Genomic DNA, 11,975 nt, shown 5'->3' with positions numbered 1-11,975 from the left:
GACGCCGGGCCTTTCCCCTGGCGCAGGGCCTTCCAGCTTGCGCAGGGCCTCCGGGCCGGCGCCAAACCCTTCGGGGCTACCGCCCGACCATTCGGGGCTAGCTCGACGTCAGAGAGATGTTCGGGTAATTGCTGTGTTCCGCTGGCAGCAGAGGGTGGCCGTTTCCCGAACGGTGCTTGGGCCGTAAGAACAGGTAGTGGTAACCACCGGGGTAGTGCACCTGAGCGTGAACGGCGGCGCGCGTACGGTGTCTCGCCGGTGCACTACCAGTTCGTATGCACCATTTCGGTGCAGTGGAACGCCCAGCAAAAACAGCACCGGCCGGGGTGAGATGGGACCCAGCTCGGTTCATTACGGCTCCCCCCGGTGCGTCTCAGCTCTTCTCATCACAGTCCCGACGGGTAGAGCGCCGGCCCGGTAGTCACTCGTGAGCGACAGCGAGCAACCCGCGAGCGGCAGCCCGCCCACCCCCGGCGCCAGCCGAAACGTCCGGCGCCAGCCCGGAAGCCCGGCGGCAGCCCGGAAAGGGACGTACGGCGCCAAGCCGGGGGTGGGTGGGCAGCACGCGGGGGGACCACTTACTTGCGGATCATTAGGGCGTCTCCTACTGGGCGTTCTCCGGTGGCGTCTGAGGGAGTGTTCAGGACATTGCCTTCGGCAAACATGGTGGTGGAGCCGCCGCCGTCCAGGTTGATGGCTTCGGTTAGGTGGAAGGACTTGGCTACTGCGGCGGCTTCGGCGATGGAGAGGCCCAGGCTGTTGACGTTGCGGCCGTCGGCGGTGATGAGGACGGTGCGGCCGTGGTTGTCTACGCCGGCGATGGTGCGGGGGTTTCGTTTGTGGACCCAGCCGTAGTAGAAGCTCGGGGTGGATTGGACCATGCCGTCGGCGGCCGCGGTGACGTGGATTTGGCCGTTGTGGATCAGTTCGGGGCCGCCGTTGACGATTGTGGTGCGCGGGGTCAGCGGGAACGGCCGGCCGCACTCGTCCAGTAACGCAGACCGGATCGACAGCGGCTTGCCGATGTGAGCGGCGGCGAGGAGCGGGGCGACCAGGTTGCCGATCGCTTGTACGGTGCGGCCGCCTTCGGGGATCGCGCCGCCGCGGGTGGTTGGGCGGATCGCGGTGACGATGCCGCGCTTGTCGATGATCACCTCGGCGCCAGGGCCGGTGGGGGTGGAGACGCCGTACGACTCGTCGTACGCGATCAGCTCGTCGGGGTCGGTGCAGGTGACGTCGTGCAGCGGCTTCGCGGTCGGCAGGTCGTCGGCTGTACCGCCGCAGTTGCGGATCAAGCCGGGTACGCGGTTCAGCCCGTCGAGCGGAAGCACCTTGCCGCCGGCCCGGAGTTCGCCGTGCCAGGTGAAACGGTCGACGGAAGTGCCGCGCGGACCGAGTACGAGAGCGGGGCGGCCGTTGGTCGGTTCGCTGACCAGGCGGCCGTCGTACACGCCGACGCCGGCCGGGTCGCCGGGGGCGCCGGACTTCGGGTCGAGGACGAAGAAACCGGCGTTCACCGCGGCGGTCGCGCCGGTGAGGGTGGCGAGCGTGCTGGTGGTCTCGCGGGCCTCGAGGTCGGGTCCGTACGTCGCGTCGAGCGTGCCGCGGAACTTCTTCGGGTCGATCGTCAGCACCTGTACGTGCCAAGGTCCGGTCGAGCCGGCGAGGTCGTCGGGCTCCCCGTCCCAGCCGGTGTAGAGGCTCGATCCGTTCAGACCGGCGGCGATGACCTTCGTACGCAGCGCGTCGGCTTCGGCCTTCGTACCGAACAGGCCCAACCGCACGCGGTACCCGAGGCTGCCGCCGCCGGCGTCGGCGAGCTGGGGTGTCGGGACGTCTTCGATGCGCGGGTCGAGGCCGGCGGCGCGGAGTTTGGCCGCGGCCTTGTTCGCGCCGGGCTGGTCGGAGAGGGCGGCGGCGGGTGCGTCCGGGTCCGGGGAACTGGACGGGATCGCGACCTCGACGGTCCAGCCGGCGCTGGGGTCGGTTTGGCCGCGGACGATCGTAGTGAGCGTGACTCCCGGCTGCAGCGTGCGGGTGTCACGGGTTTCGGTCAGGTTGGCGGGACCGAGGGGCAGGTGGGGCGCCGGCGGGGCGGCGATCGCGGTGGTGCCACCGAGGGTCAGGGACAGACAGAGGGCGGGCAGGCCCAGGCGTCGCAGGGTCATAGGACGTTCCTACGGTCCGCCGCTAACGCCCGCAACCCGAGCCGAGCGTCGGTCAGCTGAACAACAGTCATTCCACCGCGGCGCCGCCGTACGAGACTTCGTTGCCGTCCGGGTCGTAGAAGGTGGCGTGGCGGACGCCGTTTTCGTACGTTTCGCGTTCGGCGGGCTCGAGGCCCCGCTCGGCGATGGCCGTCAGTACGGCGTCGAAGTCCTCCACGAACAACGTGTGTTGCGCGTGGCCGGCGTGCTCTGGGACCACTTCGATGTAGAGGTACTGGTGCTCGCCGACCTCCCAGACCGCTTCGATGTCGTTGGGGAGGAAGGCCGGCGGCGCGCCGAGGAGCTTTTCGTACCACGCGACGGCGGTGGCGTAGTCGCGGACGGAGATTCCGGCGAACAGGTCCATACCGCACGATATCGAGGCCTAACGACAGGAGGTAGTCGCCTGTGCCGGGTGATTCACCGGGCGCTCACGCTTGGCGAATCAGCAGCGCAGGGACTACCTCCTGTCGTTGGCGTCAGGCTGGGGCGTCGCCGTGGTCCGGGATTTCCAGCTGGGTGCCGCCTTGGAGGGCGGACTGGTGGGCGTAGATGCCGGGGAGGGTGTAGCGGGCCGAGACCCAGGCGTTGATCGGGGCGAGGGTCTTGTCGGCGACGGCGCGGACGAAGTCGTCGGCGAGGAAGTGGTGCGAGCCCTCGTGGCCGTTGTGCAGGCCGTCGAACTCCTTCGGCAGGCGGGAGCGGTCGTGCACCGGCGAGAGACCCGAGCGGAACGCGTCGCGCAGGGCCGGGTCGACGTTCGCCAGGTCGGCGTCGTCGTGCGAGCCGCTCGGCTTGGTCTCCATCAGGTGCTCGACGTTCTCGACGCCTTCCTTGTTCTGCCAGACCGTCGTGTCGGCGAGCTGCTCGAAGCTGCCCTCGGTACCGAACACGCGCAGCCGCGACTCACGGATGTGCGACGGATACCCGACGCGGCGCATCTCGTTGGTACGCATGACGCTGCCGTCGGCCAGCTTGAACAGGGCGGTCGCGTTCGAGAAATCGTTGTCGAACTGGCTGATCTCCTTGTCGAAGACCCCGTCGCCGCGGTCGTCCTTGACCCCGATCGCGGACACGTGCGTGGCGTGCTGACCGGTCACCGAGAGAACGTTGCCGACGGCATGCGTCGGGTAGAGCAGCGGCGGGAAGGACGCGGTCTTCTTCCAGTCGTCACCACCGGAGTACTGGTACGCGGCGTAGAACCCGAGGTCCATGTCGTGGACGTAATCGCCCTCGCTGTAGAACACCCGGCCGAACGCACCGTCGGCGAGCTTCTGCCGGCAGTACACCGAGGACGGGTAGTAGAAGCTGGTTTCGCCCATCATGTACGTGAGCCCGGTGTCCTTCACCAGCTCGATGATCCTGGCGATCTGATCGGCCTCGATCGCCATCGGCACCGTCGAGTACACGTGCTTGCCGGCCTCGAGCGCCTTGATCGCCATTTCGCCGTGCAGCCAGCGCTGCGTGAAGATCGCGACCGCGTCCAGGTCAGACTCGAGCATCTCCTCGAACGACGCATGCGTCACCGCGATGCCCTGCTTGGCGGCCATCTCCGCCGCCCGCTCGGGGATGACGTCGGTCAGCCGCACCTCGGACACGTCCGGGTGCGCCGACCACAACCGCAGGAACGAGGGGGCGAACTGGCCCGCTCCGACCACACCGATGCTGATTCCCATACGAGAAGGCAATCACACATTTATGTTCCACGGAAGAACAAATTTGAACGTTGGTTTGTGTGACTCAAGACACGCCGGGGCAGGTGTGGGTTGTCGGTGGATGCCGTCGACGCGGAGGGCGTGGGCTGGGGGTGAACGTTGGTTTGTGTGACTCAAGACACGCTGAGCAGGTGGGGGTTGTCGGTGGTGATGCCGTCGACGTCGAGGGTGCGGGCCGTGGCGAGGGTGGTGGCGTCGGGGACGGGCCAGGCGGTGACCTTCAGGCCGGCGGCGTGCAGTTCGGCGACGCCCTCCTCGGTGAGGCCCGCGATGCCGCAGAGGGACCAGCTGGCTCCGGCGGCGCGGGTGCGGGCGATCACCTCGGGGATTTCCGGGGTGCGGCCGAAGATGTGGCCGGTGGTGACGTCCGGGTACGCCTCCCGGATCGCGAGCAGGATCTCCGGGTGGAATGACGTCACCAGGGTGCGCGCGGCCAGTTCCGGATCTGCCTTCAAGGATTGGGCCAGGAGGGGTACGGCGGCTTCGGCCTTGATCTCCGCCTGGAAGCGGACGTCGATCGCCGCGACCACCTCGGCCCAGGTCGGGATCTGCTCCCCCTCCCCCGCATCCAAACCCTTCAGCTCGTCCAGTGTCAGCGCCGCAACCTCGGCCGAGCCCGTGGTGGTGCGGTCGACGGTGGCGTCGTGCATGATCACGAGTTCGCCGTCGGCGCTCACCCGGAGGTCGAGTTCGATTTCGTCGCAGCCGTCCGCGACCGCGCGGCGGAACGATCGCAGCGTGTTTTCCGGTTCGGTCCCGAGCGCGCCCCGGTGGCCGGTGATGATCACAGCACCTTCTCCTCGTAGAGCCGTTTGACTTCGTCGCCAATCGCGTCGAGCCGTCGCGCGACCGACGCGAACACCTTCTTCGGTACGGCGTTGTCGGCGTAGATCTGCTGCAGCCCGGTGTAGATCTGCACATTCGCGTTCCGCCCGTACAAGCGGATCGCGTCCTGCTGCCGCGCGTTCTCCAGCTGGGCGATCGCGACGCCGTAGTTGGGCTGTTCGGCAATCAGCTTCTTCAGCTCGGCGTCCTCGCGGGCCTTGTTCACCACCGGAAGGTACCCGGTCTGGGTGGTCCACCAGGCCGAGTTCTCCGGCAACGCGAGGAACTGCAGGAAGATCGCCGCGGCCTGTTTCCGTTCGTCCGAGATGTTCCGCAGCATCCCGATCCCGCCGCCACCGGTGGCGATTCCGGACGCGACCTCGGACGGGATGAACCCGGCGCCGACCTTGAATTTCGCCTTGCTGCTGATGGTCTTCATGCCGCCGGTGGACTCCTGGATCACGCCGACCAGCCCGTTGGCGAAGTCCGTACTCGGGCTGCTCGCCATGTACGCCGCGCCGAGCTCATGCACCATCTGCCGCTGCCACTCGCCCGCCGCGACCGCGCCGTCCTGGTCGATCGTGACGTCGAGCCCCTTCGAGTACGCGCCGCCGAACTGCCACACGTTGCCCTGGAACTGCCAGTCCCCGTCGATCTTCGCGAACGCGATCGTCCGCATCGACCGCCCGCCGGACTGTACTTTCGCCAGCTCAGGCACCCAGGAACGCAGTTCGCTCCACGTACGTGGCGCCCGGTCGGGCAGACCGGCCTTCGCGAAGGCATCGCGGTTGTAGTACAGGATCGGCGTACTACGCGCGAACGGCACCGCCCAACTCTTGCCCTTGACAACATATTCGCCGAACAGCTTCTCCTGGAAGACCCCAGGCCCGAACCCATCGGTGAAGTGATTGTTCAACGGCTCGAGCGCATCGTTCAGGAAGAACCGTTCCCAGGTCACATCCGACAGTACGGCGAGGTCCGGCGCCTGTTTCGCGACCAGCGCGGCCGCGACCTTCTGCGCCACATCGTCGTAACTGCCCTGGAACTGCACCTCGACGTACACATCGCTCTGCGCATCGTTGAACTTGGCAACGAGTTTGTCGACCGCCTTGCCGTTCACGCCACCATAGGGCGACCAGAACACCACCCGGGTACGGTTCGCGTACTGCTTCGGCACCTTGCCGGCCGGCTGTGAGTAGATCGCATCCACCGACCGGTACCCGCAACCGGCCAGTGTCGTACCGGCGGCGAGGCCCAAGAACATCCTGCGTCGCATGCTCATCCCTTCAACGCTCCTTGGGTGATGCCGCCGACGATGTAGCGCTGGGCGATCAGGAAGATCAGCAGCATCGGCGCCAGGACGAGCAGCGTGCCGGCCATGATCGTTCCCCAGGCAGCGAGACCCTCCTCGTCTTTCAAGATCAGCAGCCCGACCGGCAACGTACGCATCGAGGCGGTGTTGGTGACGATCAGCGGCCAGACGAAGTTGTTCCACTCCTCCACCGCGGTGATCACGACGACGGTGATCAGCATCGGCTGCGACATCGGCAGCACGACCCGCCACAGTGTCCGCAGATGACCCGCGCCGTCGACCGCGGCCGCGTCCGTCACCTCGGTCGGCAGCGTCAGGAAGTGCTGCCGCATCAGGAAGGTCGCGAACGCGGAGCCGATGCCCGGGATGATCAGGCCGGCGTACGTGTTGATCCAGCCGAGTGACGCGACGGTCAGGTAGTTCGGGAGCAGGGTCACGTGACCGGGCACCATCATCGCGCCGAGCACCAGGAAGAACAGGATCTTCTTGAACGGGAAGCGCAGATAGGCGAACGCGTACGCGGTCAGGACCGCATTGACGACCTTCAGCGCCGTACCCGCGACCGTGATGATCGTCGAGTTCAGGAAGAACCGGTCGAACGGCGCGGCCTTCCACGCCAGGCTGAAGTTCTCCCAGGTGAAGTGCGGCCACCAGGCGGGCGGCCATTGGTAGATCTGGGCCGGGTCCTTGAAAGCCGTCGACAGCAACCAGTACAGCGGTCCGAGGAAGACGGCCGCCACGGCGACCAGCAGGACGTACTGAATCGGGCGTGCCTTCATCGGTAGTGCACCCGCCTCTCCATCACCCGGGCCTGCACCGTGGTGACGACCAGCAGGATGACGAACATGATGATCGACAGCGTCGCCGCGCGGCCCGCGTTGAACGCCTGGAAACCTTCGTTGTAGATCGACCAGCTGAGCGTGGTGGTGGCGTCACCGGGTCCACCGCCGGTCATCACCGCGATCACGTCGAACGCCTGGAACGTACCGATCACCGTGGTGATCAGCAGGAAGAACGTGATCGGGGCCAGCAACGGCAGCTTGATCGCGCGGAACCGGGTCCAGGTCGACGCGCCGTCGATCGCGGCCGCCTCGTCGAGCTCCTTCGGCAGCCCCTGCAGGCCGGCCAGGTAGATCAGCGCGGCGAAACCGACGTTCTTCCACAGGTACACGATGACGAGTCCGGGCAGCGCCCAGTCGGAGTTGTTCATCCAGTCCGGCGGCTCGGCGCCGAACGGTTCGATCAGCGCGCGCAGCAGGCCGTACCCGGGGTCGAAGATGAACGCCCAGATGGTCGCGACCGCCGCGCCGGACAGGATGTGCGGCGCGAATGCGATCGTCCGGACCGCGCCGCGGCCCTTCAGCGGCAGGTTGAACAGGAACGCCAGCGCCAGCCCGATCACCAGGCTGCCGGCCACGATCAGGCCGGTGAACACGACCGTGATCCAGAGCGTCTTGTGGAAGGCCGGGTCGGTCAGCGTCCGCCCGTAGTTGGCCAGCCCAACGAACTTCGGCCGCGCGGCGATCATGTTCCAGTCGGTCAGGCTCAGGAACGCGTTGTAGATGATCGGCCAGTACGCGAAGATCGCGATCACCAGCAGGTTCGGCGCGACCAGCAGCGCGAACAGACCGTACTCACGGCGCCGGCGGCGCTTCCGCTGGTCATTGCCGGCCGCAACTGTTTGTTCGTCCGGATGAGCCCGGGCCGGCAGGTCAACTACCGTCACTCCTGCCTCCTGGTGGTTGTGAGCAGCTCTCGAAGTGGTTCGGCCACTGTGGGGGCGGCGGCCAGAATGCCTTGCGGGAAAGCAGGATCGCGTACGACGGTGGCGCCGGCTTCGCGGGCGATCAGCGCCCCGGCGGCGATGTCCCATGGCTGGATGAGGAGCTCGTAGTACGCGTCCGCCGTACCGTCCGCGACCGAGCACAAGTCGAGTGCCGCCGATCCACCACGGCGGATGTCACGGACAGCCGGGAGTACCCCGAGCAGACGTTCGGCCTGTTCGGCGCGCCGGTCGGGAAGGTACGAGAAGCCCGTACACACCAGCGCCCGCTCCAGCGTCACGTCGCGTACGCCGGTCCGCAGCTGTCGGTCTTCGCGGTAGGCGCCGGCGTCGCGGGTGGCGTGCCAGGTGGTGCGAGTACGGGGTTGGTGGACGACTCCGATCAGGGCACCGTGGTCGTCCTCGACCGCGATCGAGACGCACCAGTCCAGGCGGCCGTACAGGTAGTTGACGGTGCCGTCGAGCGGGTCGATCACCCAGGTCAGACCGGTGGTCGACGGGCGGGACGCGCCTTCCTCGCCGAGCAGGCCGTCGCCGGGGCGGGCGGTGGTGATGCCGTCGGTGATCAGCTTCTCCGAGGCGCGATCCGCCGCGCTGACCGGGTCGCTGGCCGAACTCTTGGTTTCGACACCGTCGCCGTCGATGGACAGACTCTGCTGGCGGGCCAGGAGCTCTTCACCCGCCGCATGCGCGAGCCTCACGGCCAGTTCACGCAAGTGAGCGAGGTTCAAGTCTGCGGGCATGCCGGTGAAATTATCACCGAACGATGGTTACGTATAGAAGATCAGTGTGATTTTCTCACCAAAATCACATGAATATCCCAATCGTTGCAATCGGCCCGGGAGGTTGCCCCCTCAGCTGGTGGGTTGGCCCCTCGAATTCTCGGGGGGCAACCCACCACTTCAGGGGGCAACCGTCCTAGTCGGGGTCTTCGGTGCGGAGGCGGACGCCGGTGACGCCGTCCAGGTCGTTCAAGGCGACCACCAGGTTTTGCAGGGGTGGCCGGCCGGAGAAGCGCATCGAGGCGCGGACTTGCGGGCGGTTGCCGTCGCGGTGGACCTCGGTGCCGAGGACCGACGCCTCGTAGCCCATCGCGGTGGCGGTGGACAGGATCGAACGGAGTACGCCGGCGCCGTCGTCGTACCGGACTGTGACGGTACGACGGCGGTCCGGGGACGGGATCAGCCGGCCGAGGTGCGCCAGCGGACCGACCGCGACCAAATGCAGCAAGGTCGCCGCAACGGCGAGGATCGGCATGCCGGCGCCGCAGGCCATGCCGATGGCAGCGGTCATCCAGATCGTCGCGGCGGTCGTCAGACCGCGAACCACGTCCCGGCGCATGAAGATCACGCCGGCACCCAGGAACCCAACGCCGGAAACGATCTGGGCCGCGATCCGGGACGGGTCGAGGTTGACCTCGGTCCCGAGGACGGCGTTGAAGCCGAACCCGGAGACCAGCGTGAACATCGCGGCGCCGGTGCCGACCAGAGTGTGCGTACGCATCCCGGCGCTCTTCTGCCGGACCTGCCGCTCGATCCCGATCACCGTCGACAGCACGAAGGCGATCAGCAGCAGAAGCAGCTCGGTCCACGTACTCGAAGTAGCAAGTTTCATAACCAGACTCCAGTGCCCCGGCTACGCCGAGACCAGTCCCACCGGGTCCTTTCCGCTCAGGAACGCCGCGACCGCCTCGGCCGCGATCGAGCCGGCCCGGTGCGCGGTCTGCCGGGTGGCGCCGGCCAGGTGCGGGGTCATCACGATGTTCGGCGCGGTCAGCAACCGCGACCCCGCCGGTATCGGCTCGGCCGGGAAGACATCGAAGGCGGCGGCGCCCAACTGCCCGGACTCCAGTGCGTCGACGGTCGCGTCGTAGTCGAGCAGGCCGCCACGCGCGGTGTTGACGAGCACGGTGCCGCGCGGCATCGCGGCGATCTGCTCGGCGCCGATCATGCCGCGGGTCTGGTCGGTCAGCCGGGCGTGCAAGCTGACCACCTCGGACCGCCGCAGCAGTTCGTCCAGCGAGACCAGCTCGATCCCGTCCGGCGCCTGCTGTACGAACGGATCGGACACCAGCACGTGCGCCCCGAAGGCGAGGAGTACGCGGGCAACGCGCTGACCGATCGCCCCGTACCCGATCAGGCCGACTGTCGACCCATCGAGCTCGATGCCGCATTCGTCGTACGCGTACAGATCCGAACGCCACTCCCCTTGCTCCAGCGTGCGCTGCAGCCGCGGAAGGTTGCGAAGGGCACCCATCATCAACGCGACAGCATGCTCGGCCGCGGCAACCGCGTTACGTCCGGGCGTGGATGCGACGGCGACCCCACGCTTGTTGGCGGCGGCAACGTTCACGTTGACCGGCCCGCCGCGGCAGACGACCAAGTAGCGCAGGTCGGGCGCGGCCTCCAGTACGCGCTCGGTGAACGGCCCCATTTGGGTGACCGCGAGCTCGACTCCGGCCAGCGCGTCGATCAGCTGGTCCTCGACGTCGCTTGCCTCGTCCACCTCGGCCACTCGCCCGTACGGCGTCAGCGGCCACGGCAGCGTCACCTCATGGAAGTCGAACGCCACGTCCGGGATCGTCGCGAGCGCCGCGGCGAGCAGGTCATTGCGGACGAAGTGGTCTCCGGCGAGCAGGGTCTTGACGGTTCTCATCGAACTCCTGGGAAGGTAGGTGCTGGGTCGGACCAGCGCGGGCGGGCCGCCTCGATCCGGCGCAGGTAGTGGGCGTATCCCTCGGCGTAGAACGCGGTCCGGCTCGGGTCGGGGTCGATCTGGCGGGTGTCCGCGATCCACTCCGGTCCGGCACTGTCCGGGTCGACGGCGCGGCGGGCGCAGATCACCGCGCCGCGCGCCGCGACCTGCTCGGCCTCGGCGGTGTGCAGCGGAGCGTTCAGTACGTCCGCGAGGATCTGCGTCCACTCGCTGCTCCGCGCGCCACCACCGCACACCGTCACGCGACCGGACCAGCCGGCCGCCTCCAGGCAGTGCCGAGCGGCGTACGCGATGCCTTCGCAGGTCGCGCGGATCAGATCAGCGGAGGTGGTGGACAGCGAGACGCCGTCGATCGTGCCGCGGGCGCGGGTGTCGACGAAGGGCGCGCGTTCACCGGCCTCGGACAGATACGGCAGTACGGTCACGCCCTGCGCTCCGGGTGGACTGTCCGCGAGCAAGGACGGCAGTTGATCGGTGGTCGCGCCAACAAGTTTGAGTACGCGATCAAGCGCCGCCGTACCGACCATGGCCGGCATCGCGCGCAGCCACACACCGGGCGTCCAGGTACCGAGGAACAGGCCGGCGGGCTCGCCGTCGATCGGGAGCTCACGGGTGACGACCTGGCAGGCCAAGGTGGTCCCGACCGTCAGCAGTGCATCGCCGGGCTCGGTCACGCCGGCGCCCGCAGCCGCGGCCGGCAGGTCGTACGGACCGGCGGACACTCGGGTGCCGCGGGCCATTCCGGTCGAGTCGTCGCGCAGTTCTCCCACCGGGCCGGCGGTCTCGACCGGCGCGAGCAGGTGCCGCAGCTCGGTCAGGCCAGTCGCGTCCAGCACCTCGTCGTCGTACGCGTTCCGCCTCGGGTCGAGGAAGGGCGCCGACCCATCCGACACATCCGTCGCGCGTACGCCGGTGAGCTGCTGCATCACCACGTCCTTGCAGTACGCGGCCGTACCCGCTCGCGCGATCACCTCAGGTTCTTCCGCGAGCACGGCCGCCAGCAGCGGACCCGATGCACCTGGGAACATCCGATTGCCCGACCGCCGGAACACCTGTTCCGCGACCCCGTCCGCGGTCCATCGCTCGAGGATCGAACTGCTCCGCGCATCCAGCCAGGAGATCGCCGGGCGTACCGGCGCACCGTCGGAGTCGACCAGCCACAGACCGTCGCCCTGGGCCGTGATCGCGAGCACGCCCGGCCGCGATCCGGCCGTCGCCGCGATCTCACCCACCACCTCGTTGACCGAGGCAACGACTTCGGCGGTCTCGTGCTCGAACCGCCCTGGGCCGCGGTGGATCAGCCGGGTCGGCCGGGAGGCGACGGCGACCGGCCGGCCGGCGTCGTCGAACGCGACGGCTTTGGTGACGGTGGTGCCGACGTCAACTCCGACGTCCATACCCTCCCCCTTCTGGAGTGA

Annotated in this window: 11 protein-coding genes; all 11 read right to left on the bottom strand. The window is 68.0% G+C overall.

The window, feature by feature from the left end; all coding sequences use genetic code 11:
• Positions 1-578: 578 nt before the first annotated feature.
• Complete coding sequence (locus ABD260_RS01400; RefSeq protein ID WP_344231437.1) at positions 579-2,168, bottom strand: phosphodiester glycosidase family protein; 1,590 nt, start codon at positions 2,166-2,168, stop codon at positions 579-581.
• A gap of 67 nt (positions 2,169-2,235) precedes the next feature.
• A complete protein-coding gene (locus tag ABD260_RS01395; RefSeq protein ID WP_344231436.1) occupies positions 2,236-2,574 on the bottom strand; it encodes a VOC family protein in 339 nt (112 codons plus the stop codon).
• A gap of 112 nt (positions 2,575-2,686) precedes the next feature.
• Positions 2,687-3,883: a Gfo/Idh/MocA family protein gene (locus ABD260_RS01390; protein WP_344231435.1), complete on the bottom strand. Its 1,197-nt coding sequence runs from the start codon at positions 3,881-3,883 to the stop codon at positions 2,687-2,689.
• A 152-nt stretch (positions 3,884-4,035) separates the two neighbouring features.
• Complete coding sequence (locus tag ABD260_RS01385; protein ID WP_344231434.1) at positions 4,036-4,710, bottom strand: glycerophosphodiester phosphodiesterase; 675 nt, start codon at positions 4,708-4,710, stop codon at positions 4,036-4,038.
• Positions 4,707-6,029 carry an ABC transporter substrate-binding protein gene (locus tag ABD260_RS01380; RefSeq protein ID WP_344231433.1) on the bottom strand — a complete coding sequence of 441 codons (1,323 nt, stop codon included), beginning with the start codon at positions 6,027-6,029 and terminating at the stop codon, positions 4,707-4,709. Before ABD260_RS01380 ends, ABD260_RS01385 begins: the two co-directional genes overlap by 4 nt.
• Positions 6,026-6,838, bottom strand: coding sequence for a carbohydrate ABC transporter permease (locus tag ABD260_RS01375; protein WP_344231432.1), 813 nt, complete (start codon positions 6,836-6,838; stop codon positions 6,026-6,028). Before ABD260_RS01375 ends, ABD260_RS01380 begins: the two co-directional genes overlap by 4 nt.
• On the bottom strand, positions 6,835-7,785 hold the full coding sequence (locus ABD260_RS01370; protein WP_344231431.1) for a carbohydrate ABC transporter permease: 951 nt from the start codon (positions 7,783-7,785) through the stop codon (positions 6,835-6,837). The genes ABD260_RS01375 and ABD260_RS01370 overlap by 4 nt, the downstream gene beginning before the upstream one ends.
• Entirely contained in the window at positions 7,782-8,585 is an 804-nt protein-coding gene (locus tag ABD260_RS01365) for an inositol monophosphatase family protein (RefSeq protein ID WP_344231430.1), read from the bottom strand. The genes ABD260_RS01370 and ABD260_RS01365 overlap by 4 nt, the downstream gene beginning before the upstream one ends.
• Positions 8,586-8,760: 175 nt before the next feature.
• Positions 8,761-9,456: an MgtC/SapB family protein gene (locus ABD260_RS01360; RefSeq protein ID WP_344231429.1), complete on the bottom strand. Its 696-nt coding sequence runs from the start codon at positions 9,454-9,456 to the stop codon at positions 8,761-8,763.
• Positions 9,457-9,477: 21 nt separating this feature from the next.
• Positions 9,478-10,497 carry a 2-hydroxyacid dehydrogenase gene (locus ABD260_RS01355; RefSeq protein ID WP_344231428.1) on the bottom strand — a complete coding sequence of 340 codons (1,020 nt, stop codon included), beginning with the start codon at positions 10,495-10,497 and terminating at the stop codon, positions 9,478-9,480.
• A complete protein-coding gene (locus ABD260_RS01350) occupies positions 10,494-11,954 on the bottom strand; it encodes an FGGY family carbohydrate kinase (RefSeq protein WP_344231427.1) in 1,461 nt (486 codons plus the stop codon). The genes ABD260_RS01355 and ABD260_RS01350 overlap by 4 nt, the downstream gene beginning before the upstream one ends.
• Positions 11,955-11,975 lie beyond the last annotated feature (21 nt).

It is taken from the genome of Kribbella hippodromi (genome assembly GCF_039531045.1).
In the GTDB taxonomy this organism is placed as follows: domain Bacteria; phylum Actinomycetota; class Actinomycetes; order Propionibacteriales; family Kribbellaceae; genus Kribbella; species Kribbella hippodromi.
This window is presented reverse-complemented; position numbering and strand designations above follow the sequence as displayed.